This window comes from Paenibacillus woosongensis, from assembly GCF_009725165.1.
GTDB classification, from domain to species: Bacteria; Bacillota; Bacilli; order Paenibacillales; family Paenibacillaceae; genus Fontibacillus; species Fontibacillus woosongensis.
In genome coordinates, this window is the sequence record NZ_WNZW01000003.1 from 157,747 (window position 1) to 177,777 (window position 20,031).

Annotated in this window: 18 protein-coding genes; 14 read left to right on the forward strand and 4 right to left on the reverse strand. The window is 50.5% G+C overall.

Features of this window, described 5'->3' with window-relative positions:
• Position 1 precedes the first annotated feature (1 nt).
• Positions 2–862, reverse strand: a complete 861-nt coding sequence (locus GNP95_RS11705; RefSeq protein WP_155611043.1) for a DUF421 domain-containing protein — start codon at positions 860–862, stop codon at positions 2–4.
• A gap of 174 nt (positions 863–1,036) precedes the next feature.
• Between GNP95_RS11705 and GNP95_RS11710 the strand changes: the two genes are divergently transcribed.
• From GNP95_RS11710 to GNP95_RS11760, 11 genes are all read left to right on the forward strand, one after another.
• Entirely contained in the window at positions 1,037–1,243 is a 207-nt protein-coding gene (locus GNP95_RS11710; protein ID WP_155611044.1) for a DUF1657 domain-containing protein, read from the forward strand.
• 225 nt (positions 1,244–1,468) lie between these two features.
• Positions 1,469–3,019, forward strand: a complete 1,551-nt coding sequence (miaB, locus tag GNP95_RS11715; RefSeq protein ID WP_155611045.1) for a tRNA (N6-isopentenyl adenosine(37)-C2)-methylthiotransferase MiaB — start codon at positions 1,469–1,471, stop codon at positions 3,017–3,019.
• Positions 3,020–3,067: 48 nt separating this feature from the next.
• On the forward strand, positions 3,068–3,523 hold the full coding sequence (locus tag GNP95_RS11720; RefSeq protein ID WP_155611046.1) for a YlbF/YmcA family competence regulator: 456 nt from the start codon (positions 3,068–3,070) through the stop codon (positions 3,521–3,523).
• 176 nt (positions 3,524–3,699) lie between these two features.
• Positions 3,700–4,122 (forward strand): PaaI family thioesterase, encoded by a 423-nt coding sequence (locus tag GNP95_RS11725; protein WP_155611047.1) that lies wholly within the window; start codon positions 3,700–3,702, stop codon positions 4,120–4,122.
• Positions 4,123–4,204: 82 nt separating this feature from the next.
• Positions 4,205–4,990 (forward strand): NUDIX domain-containing protein, encoded by a 786-nt coding sequence (locus GNP95_RS11730; RefSeq protein WP_155611048.1) that lies wholly within the window; start codon positions 4,205–4,207, stop codon positions 4,988–4,990.
• Positions 4,991–5,101: 111 nt separating this feature from the next.
• Positions 5,102–5,644 carry a cysteine hydrolase family protein gene (locus tag GNP95_RS11735; RefSeq protein ID WP_155611049.1) on the forward strand — a complete coding sequence of 181 codons (543 nt, stop codon included), beginning with the start codon at positions 5,102–5,104 and terminating at the stop codon, positions 5,642–5,644.
• A 58-nt stretch (positions 5,645–5,702) separates the two neighbouring features.
• Entirely contained in the window at positions 5,703–7,157 is a 1,455-nt protein-coding gene (locus GNP95_RS11740) for a nicotinate phosphoribosyltransferase (RefSeq protein ID WP_155611050.1), read from the forward strand.
• A 320-nt stretch (positions 7,158–7,477) separates the two neighbouring features.
• Positions 7,478–8,485, forward strand: coding sequence for a 2-oxoacid:acceptor oxidoreductase family protein (locus GNP95_RS11745; protein ID WP_155611051.1), 1,008 nt, complete (start codon positions 7,478–7,480; stop codon positions 8,483–8,485).
• Between the two features lie 66 nt (positions 8,486–8,551).
• Positions 8,552–10,855 carry a thiamine pyrophosphate-dependent enzyme gene (locus GNP95_RS11750; protein WP_155611052.1) on the forward strand — a complete coding sequence of 768 codons (2,304 nt, stop codon included), beginning with the start codon at positions 8,552–8,554 and terminating at the stop codon, positions 10,853–10,855.
• A 73-nt stretch (positions 10,856–10,928) separates the two neighbouring features.
• Positions 10,929–11,936, forward strand: coding sequence for an acrylyl-CoA reductase family protein (locus GNP95_RS11755; RefSeq protein ID WP_330163370.1), 1,008 nt, complete (start codon positions 10,929–10,931; stop codon positions 11,934–11,936).
• Positions 11,937–12,122: 186 nt separating this feature from the next.
• Positions 12,123–12,656, forward strand: coding sequence for a hypothetical protein (locus GNP95_RS11760; protein WP_155611054.1), 534 nt, complete (start codon positions 12,123–12,125; stop codon positions 12,654–12,656).
• Positions 12,657–12,664: 8 nt separating this feature from the next.
• Here the strand turns inward: GNP95_RS11760 and GNP95_RS11765 are convergent, their stop codons facing one another.
• Positions 12,665–13,183 carry a MogA/MoaB family molybdenum cofactor biosynthesis protein gene (locus GNP95_RS11765; RefSeq protein WP_330163401.1) on the reverse strand — a complete coding sequence of 173 codons (519 nt, stop codon included), beginning with the start codon at positions 13,181–13,183 and terminating at the stop codon, positions 12,665–12,667.
• Positions 13,184–13,338: 155 nt separating this feature from the next.
• Here GNP95_RS11765 and GNP95_RS11770 point away from each other — a divergent pair, with 155 nt between their 5' ends.
• The 3 genes from GNP95_RS11770 (at position 13,339) to GNP95_RS11780 (ending at position 15,859) form a co-directional block, all read left to right on the forward strand.
• Positions 13,339–14,394, forward strand: a complete 1,056-nt coding sequence (locus tag GNP95_RS11770; RefSeq protein WP_155611056.1) for a CobW family GTP-binding protein — start codon at positions 13,339–13,341, stop codon at positions 14,392–14,394.
• Between the two features lie 119 nt (positions 14,395–14,513).
• Positions 14,514–14,849, forward strand: coding sequence for a four-helix bundle copper-binding protein (locus tag GNP95_RS11775; protein ID WP_155611057.1), 336 nt, complete (start codon positions 14,514–14,516; stop codon positions 14,847–14,849).
• Positions 14,850–14,956: 107 nt separating this feature from the next.
• Positions 14,957–15,859 carry a protease complex subunit PrcB family protein gene (locus GNP95_RS11780; RefSeq protein WP_230873779.1) on the forward strand — a complete coding sequence of 301 codons (903 nt, stop codon included), beginning with the start codon at positions 14,957–14,959 and terminating at the stop codon, positions 15,857–15,859.
• Positions 15,860–16,189: 330 nt separating this feature from the next.
• Here the strand turns inward: GNP95_RS11780 and GNP95_RS11785 are convergent, their stop codons facing one another.
• Positions 16,190–18,265, reverse strand: coding sequence for an ABC transporter ATP-binding protein (locus GNP95_RS11785; RefSeq protein WP_155611059.1), 2,076 nt, complete (start codon positions 18,263–18,265; stop codon positions 16,190–16,192).
• Between the two features lie 5 nt (positions 18,266–18,270).
• Positions 18,271–20,025, reverse strand: a complete 1,755-nt coding sequence (locus tag GNP95_RS11790) for an ABC transporter ATP-binding protein (protein ID WP_155611060.1) — start codon at positions 20,023–20,025, stop codon at positions 18,271–18,273.
• Between the last annotated feature and the right edge of the window lie 6 nt (positions 20,026–20,031).

Genomic DNA, 20,031 nt, shown 5'->3' on the forward strand with positions numbered 1-20,031 from the left:
CCTATCTAGCCAAGAGCGGCTTGACGTCCTTAATGATTTGCTGCAGTTGCTCGGAGCAGTCAGTGTACATTTGTTTAGGCTCTGCTTCTTCTGTCGATAATGCATACATCTCCAGATCGGCCTCACATTTTTTCAAATTCGCCAGCAATGCTGCTCTTTCTTGAGGTTCGGGAACACTTATTTTATCGTCGTAGAGGTCGACATAAAGCTGACCGAAGCCGTCAACCTGTCCGACAAATACATTTTCGACGGTTACGCCGAGCTTCTCCAGTTCGGTGTGAAGCCAGGCCCTGTTCAAACCAATCGTAGAAAGCGGCTCGTCCATGATTTTCCCGTCGAGAATGACCGCCTGTGTCTCCGGTTGAGGAGAAACCTTAATGCCTAAATGAGCTGGTGTTATAGGCTGATATTCTCTTTTTAACAGCACATTGATCTCTCCGCTCGGCTCAATCAATGCAAATTCGACTTCGGCCGCCTTGAATATGTTTTTTTTCCTCAGCTGTTCCAGCAGCTCTTCGCTCGTGAGCTTTTCCTTTTTTAAATTGTCCTCAAGGATTTTGCCGTCCTTGATTAGGATTGTAGAGCTGTTGTCGGTAAAGTTTCTGGCTTTTTTGCTTTTGATTTGCAGGAGTTCTATTCCAAAAGAGACGAGAACCCAGGTGACTAATGCGGTAAAGCCGATATACCACCGCTCCTGATGATTCACCGAAATGTATGCAGCCAAATCCCCAATCGTGATCCCTGTAATGTACTCAAATAAGGAAAGCTGTGAGATTTGCCTTTTTCCAAGCAATTTGGTCAGAAGAAAGAGTACTGCAATTGAAACCAGGGTTCTTACGAAAACCTCTAACCAGATTTGCATTTTGACACTGACACTCCTTTCATTACGCCTAAAACACGGGTAACCCAATTATGCGCAGGAGCATTTTTTTTATTAACACAATATTTGGAAGAGCGAAGTCCAGTATGATTTGTGTAAAATGGGCCAAATTATGATGGCGCAAAGCACAGTTACAAGATTAAGGTGGTGAATCAGATGACAGTATCAGCACAAGTAAAAACAACGCTGGCGTCCTTAAAAAGCGCTCAAGCGAACCTGGAGCAATTCGCTTTGAATACGCAAAACAAGGATGCAAAAAACTTGTTTACTACTGCGGCTCAACAAACGCAGCAAATCGTTGACCAAGTGGAAACAAGAGTTTCGCAGCTGGAAAATGAAGAGCCGCAGTACAAAGGATTCTAGGACATTCCTTAATCGCAAAAAAAATAAAAGCAATAGCCGAGCCCGTTCAATTGGAACGGGCTTTTGTGCGTGCTGAAGAAGTCTTGTAGAATAATTGCCGCTGACCTCATCGCGTCTGGATATCAATTTAGAAGCATGTTATAATTTGGTGTAATGCATTTTTCAATAACTTAAGATGACGTGATAGTTTTAGCGATAGATTGACTAAAGGAGTGGGCCGACACCATGGCTAAGGAAACGAAGGATTACTCCAAGTATTTTGATTTCTCGGACGCCAAAGTCATTTCCGAGGACGAGAACGGCAAGAAAATCAGAATCCGCGGACGGGATATTCAAATTCTTTCGGAACCGAATCACCGCAAAGAGAAGCAGCGCGGGAAAGAGGATGTTCAAGTGCTGTACAACACTGCCGTGCCTGAAGAGCTAAAAGGCATCGGCAACGGCAAGAAATATATTATTTATACGTACGGCTGCCAGATGAACGAGCATGATACGGAGACAATGAAGGGTCTGCTTGAGGAAATGGGCTATACCCCTACGGAAGAGCGTAAGGATGCGAACATTATTCTGCTGAACACCTGTGCAATCCGTGAGAATGCCGAAGATAAAGTGTTCGGCGAGCTTGGGCACCTGAAGGGGCTTAAGACGGAAAATCCGAATCTTCTGCTTGGCGTATGCGGCTGCATGTCGCAGGAAGAAGGCGTTGTGAACCGGATTATGCAGAAGCATGGCTTCGTCGATATGATTTTTGGCACACATAATATTCACCGGCTGCCTCATTTGATCCGTGAAGCGTTGTTCAGCAAAGAAATGGTCGTCGAAGTATGGTCCAAAGAAGGGGACATCATCGAGAACCTGCCGAAGAAACGTGAAGGGATGCGAGCTTGGGTCAACATTATGTACGGCTGTGATAAATTTTGCACCTATTGTATCGTTCCATTTACGCGGGGCAAGGAGCGAAGCCGCCGTCCTGAGGATGTCATCGCCGAGGTGCGCGATTTGGCGCGTCAAGGCTTCAAGGAAATTACCTTGCTTGGACAGAATGTAAATGCTTATGGCAAGGATTTTACCGACATCGATTATACGTTTGCCAATTTGATGGACGACATCCGTCTAATTGATATTCCGCGCGTTCGCTTTACGACATCGCATCCCCGTGATTTTGATGACGATTTGATTGAAGTGCTGGCAAAGGGCGGCAATCTGGTTGAGCATATCCATCTGCCAGTTCAATCGGGCAATACCGAAGTGTTGAAGCGCATGAGCCGCAAATATTCGCGGGAGCATTATTTGGAGCTTGTCCGCAAAATCAAGAAAGCCATTCCAGACGTGGTGCTGACAACTGATATAATCGTTGGCTTCCCTGGGGAAACCGACGAGCAGTTCGAAGACACGCTATCCTTGGTTCGCGAGGTAGGATATGACTTTGCGTTTACGTTCATTTATTCCCCGCGTGAAGGAACGCCGGCCGCCGTTATGGAGGACAACGTTCCAATGGAAGTGAAGAAAGAGCGCCTGCAGCGGCTTAACGACGTGGTTAACGAGCATTGCCGCATTAGCAACGACCTGATGAAAGGTAAAATTGTCGAGGTGCTTGTCGAAGGGGAGAGCAAGAACAATGCCGAAGTGCTGTCCGGCCGGACACGCAGCAATAAGCTGGTCCATTTTGAGGGCGGCAAGGATTTGATCGGCAAGTTCGTACAAGTGGAAATTACCGATCCAATGACATGGTATATTAAAGGGAACATCGTATCAGAAGCGGTTACCTCCGCATAATTAATAGAATGAAATACATGGCATGAATTTTGTTGGGAGGAAAGAACATTGGGACAAGAGCATAACCACACGACTGATTGTGGGATTCCGAAATTCGATTCCCGCGATCTCGTCATTCGCGAAGATATTATGGCAAAAGCTAAAGAGCTCGCAGAGCTGATCGGGACAAGCGAGGAGGTTCAGCATTTCCAGAAGGCTGAGGAGCTGATCCGGAAGCATGAAAGAGTGCAAACGCTAATCAGTGCCATCAAGAAGAAGCAGAAGGAAATCGTTGCCTTCCAAAGCTTCCAGAATCAAGCGATGGTTGACAAAATAGAGCGGGAGATCGACGAGCTTCAGGACGAGCTGGATGAAATTCCACTCGTGACCGAATTCCAGCAAAGCCAGAGCGATATTAATTATTTGCTGCAGCTCGTCATTTCGGTAATCCGGGATACGGTATCCGAGAAGGTCAATGTTGAATCCGGAAGTGAATCTGCTCCGGCTTCAGGATATGGCGAGTAAGTCATCATGAAACCTGTGCGGAGGCTTACCCTTCGCACTTTTTTTGACGATACACCATCTATATTTTATTAATATCATGAAATGTCTGCGTAATGATTGTTTGAATAGAGGCATCTTAGGAATAATACATCAAGATAGGGTTGACCGCGTCAATCCATACAGAAGGAGGAACGATAATGGATTGGACGGATATCATGTCCCGCAGCGAGAAGTCGTTTTGGGGACTGCTTGGCCTCCGGCTGTTATCGGCAGACAGTCAGCGTGTGGAGATCGGCCTTACCGCTACCGAGTCGCATTTAAATTCCATGGGCATCGTCCATGGAGGCGTCCTGTCCGCGATGATGGACCAGGCGATGGGTACGCTTGTAACGGCTACAAAGGAAGGCCGGGAAGGTGTAACGACGCACTTGAACGTAAATTTTCTGAGTCCGATGCAAATGGGCGAATTGATCGTGACGGCTTATCCGCTGCATGAGACGTTCCGTACGATGACTTTGCGTGCTGAAGTCCGCAACAGTGAGGGCTTATTGGGAAGCATCGCAACAGCGACGTTCCGGCTGCCGAAGGATAAAGGGAACTCCGGCAAGGATCAAGGCTGATTCATAGTAATGCAAATTCAACGGAATGTTGCCCGGTGATTCGCTAGGTAACGTTATCATATGAGTAATGTGGTGATTCATGATGAGTATGGAACAAGAACAGGATCAGGGACAGCATCGCTACGATGCCAAGAAATACCGAACACCGGATGGAATTCCTGCGGACATAGTCATGTTTACACTAGCCAAGCAGGAGCGAAAGGCCGCTACCAAGTCGCTTCCTAGGTTCGATTTGAAGGTGATGCTGATCCGCCGCAGAAGCTGGCCGTTTGCTGGGGCCTGGGCGCTGCCGGGGGGATTTTCTCAAGAGGATGAGTCTTTGTATGAGACCGCGCGCAGAGAGTTGAAGGAGGAGACAGGGGTAGACGGTCACCACCTGGAGTATCTCGGGGTGTACAGCAAGCCCGGGCGCGACCCGCGCGGCTGGATTATTTCTCACGCTTTCTTCGCGCTAGTCGAGGAGTGGGTGCTGGAGAAGCGCCAATCCGCGGACGATGCCCAGGAAGTCGGATTGTTTACGGTAAAAGAGGCGCTGGAGGATTTACAGCTCGCGTTCGATCATCGTGAGATTTTAGAGGACGCTTATAAGAGAATTCAGCAGCAGATGCTTCATACGACGATCGCGAAGCAGTTTTTGCCGCCTCATTTTACGCTTGGCGAGCTTTATCAGGTTATTCAGACGGTTGTACCGGATTTCGCGGAGCTGAATTTCATTCGCAAAATCACGTCTACCCGCAGCAGACAAGGGATCTTGGAGGAAGTGCGCGATGAGAACGGGAATCCGATGCTGTCCAATCAATATTCGCAGCGCCCGGCGCAGTTATATCGTTTTACCGATTATACGCCAAGATTATCCATTTATACTTAAATGATAGCGATATCTTGATTATTTGCTCATGTAGTTAACTATTTGTCAGCTGCCGTTTCTTGTTCATTCCATGTTCATAATTTATTAAGAAGAAGGGCTGGGTGAAGCTGGATGAAAGCACTGCTTGTTGTTGATTATACGAAGGATTTCGTCGATGGAAAACTGCCCGTAGGCGAGCCGGCGATTTTGCTCGAATCGGCGATTTGCCAAATTACGGAGCAATATGTGCAGCAGGGCGATTTTGTCGTCATGGCGGTGGATCTGCACGAAGAGGGGGATACGCTCCATCCGGAATCCAAGCTATTCCCGCCGCATAATATCCGAGATACGGAAGGACGGGAGCTGTACGGCAAGTTAGCGGACGTGTACAAGCGGCACCAGGATCGGATCTACTGGATGGACAAAACGCGATACAGCGCTTTTTGCGGCACCGATCTCGAGCAGAAATTGCGGGAACGGGGAATTAACGAAGTGGCGATCATCGGCGTTTGCACGGATATTTGCGTATTGCATACCGCTGTAGATGCATATAATAAAGGTTATGGAATTACGATCTACGAGGATGGTGTAGCCAGCTTCAATCCGGAAGGCCATACATGGGCACTCGGGCATTTTCGTGCTACTTTGGGTGCAAATGTGACAAGCAGCAGATAAACTTACAGTAATAGCTGCGCATTTGTGCAGTTGCGACACCAGAGAGGATGAAAGACAGATGCAAAGCGCAAGTTTGGCGCTACATACGGATAAATATCAGATTAATATGATTTATGCCCACTGGGTAAACGGTACGCATGAACGCAAAGCGGTGTTCGAGGCGTATTTTCGCAAGCTGCCCTTCGGTAACGGATATGCCGTGTTTGCAGGTTTAGAGCGAATTGTGCAGTACATATCTCACCTGCAGTTTTCGGATAGCGATATCGAGTTTCTGGGCAGACAGGAAGAGAATTACGACCCTGCTTTTCTGGAGCTGCTCCGTAATTTCCGATTTAAGGGCAATCTTTACGCTGTTCCTGAAGGAGCTTTGGTATTTCCGAGCGAGCCGCTGATTCGCGTAGAGGGAACAATTATGGAGGCCCAGCTGATCGAAACCGCACTGCTTAATTTCATGAACTTTCAGACCTTGATTGCCACCAAAGCATCTCGGGTGAAGCGGGTGGCCGAAAATGATGTGCTGCTCGAATTCGGTTCAAGGCGGGCGCAGGAGGCCGACGCTGCCATTTGGGGAGCGCGAGCTGCCTATTTGTCGGGCTTCGACGCGACCTCGAATTTGCTTGCCGGAGAGATCTTTGGCATTCCAACCAAAGGAACGCATGCACACTCCTGGGTGCAGAGCTTCGACTCGGAGCTGGAGGCATTTGAACGATTTGCTGAGGCGCTTCCTGATCAGGTCTCGCTGCTCGTGGATACATTTGACACATTAAGCAGCGGCGTGCCGAACGCGATCAAGACTGCAAAGCTGCTGGAGAGCAAGGGTAAACGGTTAAGCAGCATTCGCCTGGATAGCGGAGATCTCGCTTACCTGTCGATGAAAGCCCGTAAAATGCTTGACGAAGCCGGTCTTCCATACGTTCAGATCGTTGCATCAAATGACCTGGACGAGAATACGATCTTTAACCTCAAGGCACAAGGGGCGAAAATCGATATATGGGGTGTTGGCACCCAGCTGATTACAGCTGCGGACCAGCCGGCTTTGGGCGGGGTGTATAAACTTGTTGAACGTGAACGGAACGGAGTAATGGAGCCGACGATCAAAATATCCGCCAATCCGGAAAAAGTAACGACCCCGGGCAGAAAGGATATTTTGCGTATTGTCGATGGGGAGAGCGGCAAGGCGATCGCCGATTACATCTGCTTCCCTCATGAGCAGCAGGCCAGATCCGGAGGTAAGCTTCGTTTGTTTGATCCGGTTCATCCCTATTTAAAAAAATCCGTTAAAAATTACAAGGCTATTTCGATGCAGCAGCAAATTTTCGTAGACGGGGAGCTTGTCTATGAACTGCCTACGCTTGATGCGATCCGAGCTTATCATAAAGAGCAGCTGCAAATGTTCTGGCCAGAATATTTGCGGAAGCTCAATCCAGAGAAGTATCGCGTCAACTTGAGCCAGGAGGCGTGGGAGCTTAAGCAGAAGCTGATCGAGGAATATATGGGCCAGCATGAAGATTGAAGCAATCCAAAATAGTTCAAGGCTGTTTTCTAAGCATATGCTTAGGAAGCAGCCTTTTTCATTTATTATTATTTCTCGGGAAAGCGCAAAAACCGCTATTTTCAGCGTCGTTGCTTGCTTCATTCGACACCCGCTTCAAAATTGTCTATATGACATTTGTTACATCCGTCACACTCCATATATGGTAAATTGAAAAATTAATCGAGGTATTTTAGACTCGAAGCATTTGCGAGGCTATTGAAGGGGCATTTTGTATAGTTTGGTTCTGTAATGATTTCCGTGTAGATGAATTCGCATAAGCGAGAAGGGAGTCCAGACGCATGATGCAATTACCAAAATTGAATGAGTTAGGTTTTTTTGAAATTCGGCTGGAATCGATAGGGGGCCTTGGCGCGAACCTAGCCGGCAAAATGCTGGCTGAAGCCGGGGTCGAGGGAGCCGGGCTGAATGGTGTCAGCTTCTCTTCGTACGGATCGGAGAAGAAAGGGTCGCCGGTTAAAGCACATATCCGTTTCTGCAATCTAGACACGCCGATCCGGGATACATCGCCCGTAGAGCGGCCGCATATCGTAGGTATTTTCCAGGAAGCGCTTGCGAAGACCGTCAATGTGATCAGCGGCATTTATGAGGACAGCACCGTTCTCGTGAACTCCCGGAAAACTCCGGCAGAGCTGAAAGAAGAATTGAAGCTGCTAGGAGGAACGATTGCCGTCGTTGATGCTACGGGCATCGCCTTGGAGGAGAAGAACCGGGTTAATATGGCCATGCTCGGCGCGATGTTTCGGTTATGTCCATTTTTGGACCCGCAAACGATGAAGGAGGTCATTCGAAAATCCCTGGAGAGCAAATATCCTCAAATGGTTGCTCCTGCCATAGCAACCTTTGAACGTGGATATCAGGAGGTGACGATTGAGACCTTCGCGCTGCCGGAGGGAATGAGCATGCCTGCCTTTACCCGGGCGGATACACCGGTCTTGGGATACGAAACCCAGCCGATTGGCGGGCTAGTAATCAATCCAGGCAACAGCATTTTGAAGGATCTCAGCATTTCGCGTTCGGGAATGATGCCGCATTTCAAGCTCGATGCCTGCATTCACTGCGCCCAGTGTGATAACGTCTGTCCAGATAATTGCTTTGTCTGGGAGGAGCTGCCGGATAAGAAGGGGCGTTTGCAGATGTTCCTGCAAGGCATTGATTATCAATACTGCAAAGGCTGCCTGAAATGCGTGCACGCCTGCCCGACGGATGCGTTATCCGGTGAACGGGAGGAAGACGGTGTCGCGGCGGCCAATCGCGTCCCGCACAGATTTGATTTTGCGATGCAGTAAGAGGGAAATGTCGGCTTACCAAGCTATCGTTGAAGTCCAATAAATAACAAGAAAGGCGGAAACGTCATGGCGATGGATATTGCAAAAGAGAAAGGCACAGCCAAGGTGGAGCAGCGGGTCGTTTATGAATCAGGTAATGAAATGGCGGCATACGCTGCCCATCAAATCAATTATCATATCATGGGATATTTTCCGATATCTCCATCCACGGAGATTGCCCAATTTCTCGATTTGATGAAGGCGAACGGACAGCATGACATCAAACTGATTCCTTCTGACGGGGAGCATAGCTCAGCGGGAATTTGCTATGGGGCTTCCACGGCGGGAGGCCGGGTCTTCAATGCCACGAGCGCGAACGGGTACATGTACATGCTGGAGCAGATGCCGGTTCAGTCCGGAACCCGCTTCCCGATGGTCATGAATCTGGTATGCCGGTCGGTGTCCGGACCGCTGGACATTCACGGCGACCATTCCGACTTGTATTTTGCGCTAAATACGGGTTGGCCGATCTTAATGTGCCGTGATCCACAGGCCGTATATGACATGAATATTATGGCGATCAAGCTGGCAGAGGATCCGGCAGTGAGGCTGCCTGTGCTTGTAGCTTCGGACGGATATTTTACCTCGCACCAGAAACGCCGGGTGCATACGTTCGCTAACAGTGAGGACGTGCAGCGGTTTATCGGCGAGCAGCCTGCCGGTTTCCCGCATACACTGGACCGCAACAACCCGATTACCGTCGGCCCATACATGAACGAGCCTGATTATATCAACAACTGTTATCAGCAGTCTCAGGCGATGTACCGTGCTGAAGAAGTGTTTGAACGTATTGCGGGAGAATATGAGCTGCTGACAGGCAGAAAATATGAGCTGCTTGATCTGTATCGGATGGAGGATGCCGAGGTAGCGGTATTTCTCATGAATTCGGCTTCGGAAATTATCAAGGACGTAGTTGACAGCTTGCGGAGCCAAGGCATCAAGGCGGGTTCGATTGCACCCAACATGATTCGACCGTTCCCGCAGCGGCAAATCGCTGAGGCGCTCAAAAACGTAAAGGCGGTTACGGTAGGCGACCGTGCTGATTCTTATGGAGCGCATGGCGGCAATATGACTAATGAAATCAAAGCGGCGCTATATACGTATGGCAATACGACAACCCAGGTGGTCAGCCGCGTATATGGTTTAGGAGGGAAGGAATTTTACGCGGAGGACGGCCATCATTTGTTCTCTTTGGCGATCGAGGCGGCGAAGAAGCAAAAGGTCGACATCCCGTTCGATTATTACGGACATACGCCGGGGGATCCTGATAAGGCGCCTAAACGGGTGTTGAACCCGCTTCGCTTCGAGGATTTGAAGACCGGCCTGATTCAGGTAACCAAAAATGAGGAGACCGGGAAGCTGGGCGTTCGCATACCGCCGCTGCGTGCTTTGACGAAGAAGCCGAAGCGCATTGCGCCAGGGCATGGGGCGTGTCCGGGCTGTGGCATTTTTTCCGGACTGGAGCTGTTTTTTAAAGGGATCGAGGGCGACATCGTCGCACTGTTCCATACCGGCTGTGCTATGGTTGTTACAACCGGGTATCCGTACTCCTCTCATAAGGCAACCTATATCCACAACCTGTTCCAAAACGGGGCCGCAACCTTATCCGGCGTAGTTGAGATGTTCTGGGAGCGCAAGCGCCGGGGAGAGCTAGATCATCTCGGCCTTCAGGATGACTTCACTTTCGTCATGGTAACCGGTGACGGCGGAATGGATATTGGCATGGGACCGGCCATCGGCGCTGCGCTTCGCAATCATCGGATGATTATTATCGAATACGATAATGAAGGATATATGAACACAGGGGCACAGCTGTCTTATTCAACGCCGCTAGGTCATCGGACTTCAACTTCGAATATCGGCTCAGTGCAAAAAGGGAAAGTGTTCCATCACAAAGATACGGCGCAGATTATGGCGGCAACGAACATCCCTTACGTATTCACCGGAAGCGAAGCCTACCCGCAGGATTTGGTCAAGAAAGCGGCCAAAGCTCAGTGGTATGCTCAGAACGAAGGGCTCGTATATGGTAAAATATTGATAGCGTGCCCGCTAAACTGGATCAGCCCTGATGATGAGGGCACGAACATCGTGGACGCCGCGGTGAATTCCTGCTTTTTCCCGCTCTATGAAGTGGAGCATGGAAGTACGACGATCACTTACAATCCGGAGGAAAAGGGCAAACGCGTTCCACTGGTGGATTGGCTCAAGACGATGGGCAAGACCCGCCATCTCACGAAGCCGGAGAACAGCGGAGCATTAGCCGAGTTCGAGCGTGAAGTGAACCGGAGATGGCAAGTTTTATTGGCTAAGCATGAGCATCCGTATTTGTAGTCGCAAAGAACAAGTATGAAGTATGATAGATGAAGCAAGAGTTATGAACCAGCGTAAAGAAAGGAGGCATCCCGTGGAAAAGAAAACTTCATTTCGCGCGTATCGGGTAAATCAGAATGAAGACGGCTTCTCCGCAGGCGTTGAGATGGTCCAGCTCTCCAATTTGCCAGAGAGCGACGTTGAGATTGAGGTGCACTACTCCAGCGTCAATTACAAGGATGGCCTGGCCAGCAGCCCAAAGGGCAAGGTGGTCAGCAGCTATCCGCGAATTCTTGGCATCGATTTGGCCGGCAAGGTGACCGCTTCGTCCAGCCCGGATTTTCAGCCGGGAGATGAGGTGTTGAGCACAGGCTACGGCCTAGGTGTATCTCATGACGGAGGATATGCCGAAATTGCCCGCGTTCCGGCGGATTGGCTCGTCAAGCTGCCCAAGGGACTAACCCTTAGGGAAAGCATGGCGCTGGGAACCGCAGGTTTTACCGCTGCCTTATCCGTGGACCGATTGCTCCATAACGGGCTTCAGCCAAACAGCGGGCCTGTTCTTGTTCGCGGGGCAACAGGCGGAGTTGGGAGTATTGCGGTGAACATTCTGGGTAAGCTCGGCTTTGAAGTCGTTGCGGCGACCGGAAAGCCTGAGACGGAAGCCTCCTTGCTTAACTGGGGTGCCTCGTCCGTTATTTCACGGGAGGCGGCTGCAGCGGAGGTTAAGGGCGCGCTCGGCAAGACCCGCTGGGCGGCTGTCGTTGATCCCGTTGGGGGAGAGGGCCTAGGCGAGATTATGAAAACTGTCAAATATGGCGGTTCGGTGGCGCTGTCTGGTTTGACGGGCGGTGGAACCTATGAAGCCTCGGTTTTTCCTTATATTCTGCGGGGCGTTAACTTGCTGGGCATCGATTCCGTGTACTGTCCGCAGGCGAAACGGCTGGAGTTATGGCAGAAGCTGGCGAGTGAATGGAAGCCAGAGCAACTGCTTCGGGAAGGTGTGACAACCTATAAACTGAACCAGGTGGAGGAAGCATTAGCAACCGTACTGAACGGCAGGGCGATAGGCCGTCAAATCGTAGCTTTGAAATCCGTCTAGCAATCGTGATTAGATTGATTCTCCGCGCGGAGAGTCAGGACGCAAGGGCAGCTGCTCAATTGAAGAGCAGCTGCCCTTTTTTTGATACAGCTGATTCAATGTGATGGTTCGTATGAAACCGTCTAGGATGAGACAACCTAATCGTAATTCTGAAGCTGTTAAAGCGTATGGAAAGAAGGGGTTACGATGAAAAGGCGGAAGACCGGCCTATATGTCGTTATGCTCATTCTGGGGACGGCGGTTGTATTGGCAGGATGCCGAAGCGGCTCGAACCGCATTGCCAAAGAAGAACTCGACCGCGTGCAGATGAGAACGTACCAGAAGGGGAACCAGAGGCAAGCCACACAGGGAAAAACGTTAAACAAAGCGCTGCTTCATCATTTAATCAGTGAGAGCGCCAAACACGGAATTAGGTTGACCAGAGAAACCTACGCCGAAACGCTGGACGGTACGATCACTTACAATTACTTAATTGATAGTGATCCTCGACATTTCGTGATTGTTTATGTTTATCCGTCCGAGGAGAAGCGAATCCGGGAAATGGCTGAAATCTATGGCACCGGAGAGATCCGAGCAAAAGCGGCCAATCAGCCCGCAGTCATTGCCACACGCGGCAAAACCGCATTCGTATACGCATCAAACGGGATGCCTGATCACAAATATACCGAAAATATGCGGGCCGTGTTCGACGACTTGCTGAACCGGATAGCCAATCCTTAATGCGGGTTTTACTTTTTATTGATTTCGCGCATGACATGTCCAAGCTCGGGCATAATGATTCGCTCCATGGCAAGCTTGACGGCAGCCTGTGAGCCGGGCATGGAAAAGACGGCCATATTGCTGATCGTGCCGGCAATCGCGCGGCTTAGTATAGCTGCCGAGCCGATATCCTCTGTAAAGCTTAAGTAACGGAAAATTTCACCGAACCCGGGCATTTCTTTATTTAGCAGGCTGCGTACCGCTTCATATGTGGTATCCCTGGGCGATATTCCCGTGCCTCCGCTAAGCAGGACCGCTTCGATGCTGCGGTCGGAAGCCGCTTCACGGAGAAGCTGGCGAATCTGGTCGTATTCGTCTTTGATAATGACGTACTTCACGACCTTGCAGCCGCCGGCTTCCAATAGCTGCCGTATCAAATTCCCGCTGGTGTCATTTTCAGGAGTCCGGGTATCGGACACGGTCACAATCATGCAGGAAACTTGCTGGGGCGCTTCCTGACGGTGTTGATCTACGGATTTCATGTTTATCGTTTCCTTTCGGGTCTTAAATGGTTGAAGGTTGATTCAATAACCTATTTTAACATATTTACCCGGAACTATTCGGTGAATCACAGGTTGCATCCGCAGATGGCTTGGTGTAAACTCGCTCTCATGGAATGTGAAATGCATATGGGGGTAAGGAGATGTCACAAACGAATTTGAATCAAGCCACGCCGGTTTACATATTGTCCGGGTTTCTCGGAAGCGGGAAAACGACGCTGCTGCAGCGGATGCTGTCATATTGGAAGGGGCAAGGCTTAAAACCGGCGATTATCATGAACGAAATTGGCGATATCAATTTGGACGGTTTGATTGTCGGAGATGAGGTGCCGATGGCGGAAATGCTTGGCGGATGCATCTGCTGTACCGTTCGGGGAGACCTCAGCGTGCAAATGTTCGAGCTCATTCGGGATGAGCAGCCGGATGTCATCGTGATCGAGGCTACAGGTGCAGCTAATCCGCTCGAAATATTGGATGCCGTAACGGAAGTTTCCTTAACTGCCAAAATTGATATCAAGCCGATGATTACAGTCGTGGATTCGGTTCATTTCCTGGAGCTGCATGCGGCGCAGAAAGGAAAGACCTACCGGCTGATGATGGAGCAGATTCGCTGCGGTTCTGTTCTGATCGTTAACAAAATCGACAGATTGCAGAGCGGGCAATTGCAGGAAATCGAGGATTTGCTGCGGCGGTTGAATCCATATGCGGAGCTTCTGCCCGCCGTTAAATGCGGCGTGAATATCGAACACCTTATGACATTGTATGATGATCTGCAAGGAATTCATGATCGCGAACATAAAGAGCATGCGTCATCCTGCAGTCACGGCGGCGATTGTCAGTGCGGAGAGCATGCTGACAGCAGCATTCATGGACACGGGGAAGCTTACGGGGGTGGGCATCTGCATCATACTCATGAACATGTCACCGTGTACAGCCATTATTTTCAAGGGCCTGTTAACAGCGAGCAATTCGAAAGCTTCATCGCCGAGCTTCCCCGGGAGGTCTACCGGGCCAAAGGCGTGTTGAGCTTCTCCGACACGTCCAGCCGTTTTTTGTTCCAATATGCTTACCGTGAACCGGATTATTTAAAAATATCGCCTCAAGGCAATGTGCCGGATGTCGTCGTATTCATTGGCGAGCATTTCGATAAAAACAAGCTGGCAGAGCGGCTTCGCGAGCTGGAGGCCTTGCCTCGATAAGTCCAGCCAATACTTAGCAGATCGTCCTTCTTCGTTTCATTTCACCGTCTTCCTGGTTAGTGTAATAAAGAGTTTGTTCGCGGATACTACATCTTACATCTTCAGGAGGGAATAGGACTATGATTCAGGAAAAATACAGGGAATGCATCGAAGCTTGCCTAGAGTGCATGAATGCATGCAATTACTGCTATGTCTCCAGCTTGAAGGAATACGATTTGGCGATGCTGCGGGAATGTATACGGCTTGACCGGGAATGCGCGGAGATCTGTTCTTTTGTTGCAGAAGCGCTATCGCGCAGCACACCTTTCGCAAAAGAGCTTTGTGAACTGTGCGCGAAAGCCTGCGACGCTTGCGCAGAGGAATGCGGGAAGCACGAACATCATCACTGCAAGCAATGCGAGCAGTCATGCCGAAGATGTGCGGAAATTTGCCGCAGTATGATTACGGCAGCCTAAAACTGGGGGATAAGGCGGGAATCCGTTCGGTTTATCGGTGAATTTTTCCTATAACGTTGAAACCTTCCGGATCCCCTTTGCGTCAGAGAGGGCAGAGGTGATGAATAATGATGAATCCAAAATTGAAGCTGGCAGCTGCGCTCCTGTTGTCCAGCTCGCTGCTCCTGGCTTCCTCGGCAGCTGCCTTCCAGGACGTGGAGGGAAGGGATGCGGCAATTACGAAGTCTCTGCATGAAAGGGGCATTATCCATGGCATGACCAAGGAGAAATTCGCGCCGAAAAGCCAGCTTACCGGGGCACAGGGCGTACGAATGATCGTACAGGCATTGGATTTGAAGGGCAAAAGCCAAGCCAGCCCTGGCGTAAAAGGCGGTGCGGCGTTCTGGTATTCCGAGTCGCTGCAGATTGCTAAAGACAACGGCATCCAATTGCCTGCGAATTTCAAGCCGAACGAGAAGCTGAGCCGCGAAGCTTTTGCCAATATGTTGATGCAGGGCGTAGCTGCGACCGGCGATTATCCGGTAATTATGATGTATGTGAATATCGCCGATTCGGATCAGGTAAACCCGGATTACATGAGCAACATCCAAACGCTGCTGCTGACGAAAATTGCGTCGCTGGATGATGACGGAAAGTTCCACCCCAAAACGCCGATTAGCCGAATTGAAGCAGCCCGCCTTGTATACCAAGCCGCTGAGTTTGTTCGGCAGCATAAGGACAACGTTATTCCGGGCAAAGACGACGACCAGCAGCTGAACCAGGTTTCTTACCAAACCGAGAAGGTGAATGACCAGGTGAATAAAGTCGTCCTAATCCGGGCGAATCAGCCTCATCCGGGTTATGGCATTGCCGTAGCCAAAATTGAGTTCAAGGCTAAGACCGCGGTTGTATATTACGAGCTGTTGTCGCCGGACCCTGGCAAGTTCTACCCGCAGGTCATTACGGATTCCAAGACGGAAACGTATGTATCCAGCCAATATGAAGTGGTGATCAAACCGCTGAAAAAATAAAAAAGGGGCAGCCCTAAGCCATTTCGATGGCTCGGGGCTGCCCTTATTTTTAGATTATTGATTTGGAGATAGCGCAACGTGTATAGATGTAACAGGGATGTAACATGGATCAAAACCTAGCGAACCTGAGGAAGCCTCGATTAACGTATCATCGGTGGCGTTAACGAATCTGAGAGGCGCTAACTGGCTTGAATCATAGAATCTGAAATTGTAACGAACCCTGGCAGCCCTATAGGCCTCATAACTACACAAAGTTAACGCATTTGAGCCAATAGCGGTATATAAATTCGTTACAACTGGTACTATGCCGAAAATGAGGGATTAGCGTGCTCAAGATTCGTTAGGCGAAGCCGCCGCACCTGCATGCTGTGGAAGCGGCTCTGATGCCGCTTCTTCCGCTGCGCCAAGCTGCAGGCGATACATTTGATAGTATCTGCCGCCTAGGGCGAGCAGTTCTTCATGGGTACCCCGTTCCACGATTTCGCCTCGATGCAGCACGAGAATTTGGTCGGCGCTGCGGATCGTCGAGAGGCGGTGGGCGATGATGAATGTCGTACGGCCGCGCTTAAGCACTTCTAACGCGGACTGAATCAGCGCCTCCGTCTCGGTATCGATATTGGCCGTCGCTTCATCCAGAATCAGGATTGCCGGATCGAAGGCCAGCGCTCTGGCAAAGGAAATCAGCTGCCGTTCTCCGGCGGATAGTGTGCTGCCTTTCTCCACCACGGGCTCATCGATGCCTTTAGGCAGATGCTGCAGAATATGCGCAGCGCCTACATCGGCCAAAGCCTTTTCAACGCTAGCCCGGCTGATCCGCTCGTCACCGAGGCTTACATTCGAAGCGATCGTACCCGTAAATAAGTACGGGTCCTGCAGGACGATTCCCATATGCTGGCGAATCCACTGCTTCGGCAGTTCGGTGACATTCTGGCCATCAATCGTAATCGTTCCCTTTTGAGGATCATAGAAGCGGAATAGCAGATTGATGATCGAGCTTTTGCCTGAGCCGGTATGCCCTACCAAGGCCACGGTCTGTCCTTGCTTTACCTCAAAGTTAATATTTTTGAGCACATAATCCTTCTTGTAGGCGAAGGAGACGTTTTTGAATTTGACGTCCCCCTTATAGCGCGGCATTCCGCCGTCAGTGACAGGCTCGCCGGGCTCATCCATCAGCTTGAATACGCGGCCGGCGGACACCATGGATGAGTCCAGCGCCGCAAGCTGATTGACCATGCCGGTAATCGGCTGAAACAATCGGCCGAGCACATCCACAAAGGCGTACAGCACGCCGAGGGAGATAATTCCTGCTCCAGTCAGCTGAGCCGAGCCGAAATACCATAGGACGATCGCAAATGACAAGCTGCGGATGACGTTGACGAGATTATGCGAGGTCAGGGCGTTCAGGTTGAGCATCTTGTTTTGGTGTTTCATGTAATCGTTGTTCAGGTCTTCGAATTCCTCTTTGGTTTGTTCTTCGCGCCGGAATATCCGAATGATCGACATGCCTTGAATCGATTCGTTGATTATTGCGTTGATCTCGCTCAGCCGGGAACGGATGATGGTATTGTATTTGGTCGCAAATTTTCGGTAGAGCACAACCCAAATCCAAATAACCGGCACGACGAAAAGGCAGATGAGTCCCAGCCTGACATCGAGCAGGAATAGGGCTACGTACACCCCCAGCATGTTTATCACGCCCGAGAAGAAATTGGAGAGAACGGCGATAAACAAATCTTTGACCGCCTCGGTATCGTTCGTTACCCGGGAAACGACCTTGCCAGCCGGGAGGTTATCAAAGTAGTGGACCGGCAGGCGCTGAATATGACTATACACATCAACGCGCAGCCTCTGAATGACCTTGTTTGCGGAAGATTGCAGCCAGTAGGTTTTGCCGAACTCCATGACGATGCCGACCGCCAGAAAGGCAAAATACCAGCCGACCAATGTGAGAATGCCGGGAATTTCCGGTTGATAGAACGCGAATAATTCCGTTTTTGTCAGCTTGACTGCCGGATACTCGGATTTGCTCCCGTTATAATCAATTGTCAGCATGCCATCCTGAAAACTGCGGTCCCCGCTTGGATTTGCCACCGGCTCGTCAATGAAGACGAAGATCTTGCCCGTCTGCAAAATGCGAACCTCCTGGCCTTTGGCTTCGTCAGCCGCAAAGCGGTCTCCGCGCTTGAAGTAACGTTCATCATAGGAAACAGTCTCCTTGCCGGGACCGGAAGTTTCGTAAAAAGGCCGCTCGATCGCCAGCATGTGATCATCTATCATGGAGCGGGCGATGAAGGGGCCGGCCAGATCGGCGGCAACGCCGATCGCCAGCATGACCAGGGCAAGGATAAATGTATTTTTTGCCGTCAAGGCGTATTTAAACAATGCTTTACCTGTATGCGTATGCATGAGGATTAGGACACCTCCCCGTCAAGGTTGGATTCAACCTGTTGACGCTCATATTGTTCGCGGTACCAGCCATTCGCCTGAAGCAGCTCCTGGTGCGTACCCTGCTCGATAATGCGTCCCTTCTCCAGCACGACGATCCAATCGGCATGCTCCACCGCGGATAGCCGGTGAGTGGAGATGAGCGTGGTTTTTCCGGAACGCTTGCTTCGGATATTGTCGACGATTCGGGCTTCCGTACGGGCGTCAACGGCCGAAAGCGCATCATCGAGAATTAGGATTTCCGGATTGGCGATAAATGCTCTTGCCAGGGATACCCGCTGCTTCTGTCCTCCAGAGAGGGCCACGCCTTTCTCGCCAACCAGCGTATCCAGCCCGTCGGACAAGGTTCCCAGATCCTGATCGAACGCAGCGGTACGTATTGCCTCCATAATTTTGTCATCCGAAGCGTCCTTGAGGCCAAATTGAATGTTCTGCCTAACGCTCCTTGAGAACAGAATCTGTTCCTGCGGCACGTAACCGACCCAGCCATGGAGCTGGGAAAGTGCGATATTTTGAAGCGGAATGCCGGAAATCGTCAGTTCGCCGGTTCCTAGCGGATATTCGTGCAGCAGCTGCTTCAGCAGTGTAGATTTGCCGCTGCCGGTACGCCCGACGACGCCAAGCGTCTCGCCGCGGCGAATCTTCAGATGAATGCTGTCGAGGTTAATCTGTGCCGAAGTCGGGTATTGGAAAGTAACATTTTTGAACTCAATGCTGTCGGGATGATCAACATGGACCGGATCGGCCGCGTCCTCGACGTCGGGCTTGACGTTCAGCGTCTCGTTCACCCGGTCGAGGGAAGCGCCGCCGCGCTGCATGATATTGATCAATTCGCCGATGGCGAACATTGGCCAGATCATCATCCCGAGATACATATTAAATGACACGAGGTCGCCTAAGGTCAGCTCGTTATGAAACACGAGGTATATGCCGTAGGTCAGTCCAATGGCGTAACTGAGCCCGACGCAGAGCCGTATCGTCGGCTCGAAATAGGCATCGACCCGTGCAACGGCCAGATTTTTACGGTACACGTCGTCGGTAACGTCCTGGAACCGCTTCTCGTCAAGCCGCTCCTGAACATAGGCGCGTATGACGCGCACGCCGGCGACCGATTCCAGCACCTGATCGTTCATATCGCCAAACGCATCCTGAGCCAGCGTATAGCGCTGATGGATGATGCGGCCGTAAATCATCATAGCCAGGGCAATGAAAGGGAGCGGAATAACCGCAGCCAGCGTCAGCTTCCAGCTGATGAGCGTGCCCATGGCGATAAAGATGACGGACAAATAAGCTGTAGAGTCGGTTAAGGTCAGCATGCCGAAGCCGGCCGTCTGGGCAACGGATCTCAAATCGTTCGTTGCCCTTGCCATGAGGTCCCCGGTACGGCTCCGTTCAAAGAACGGCGGCGTCATCCTCAGCAAATGGTTCATAAACCGCGTGCGGAGCAGCCTCTCAATCAGGTTGGATCCGCCAAACAGCTTATGCATCCATATGTAGGTCATGTAATATATGACGATGAGTACTCCGGCAATCATCAGAATATATTGCGCTAGCAAATTCCAGCTAATAGATCCATTAACGATGTCGTCGATCGCTGCGCCCAGCAGTCTCGGCGGAAGGAGTTCCATAATCCCGGTTATAATCAACAGGATCAATCCGATCGTGTATCGCCTTTTTTCCCGCCGGAAGAACCAGCCTAGCTTTTGAAGAACGGAAAACATGAAGAT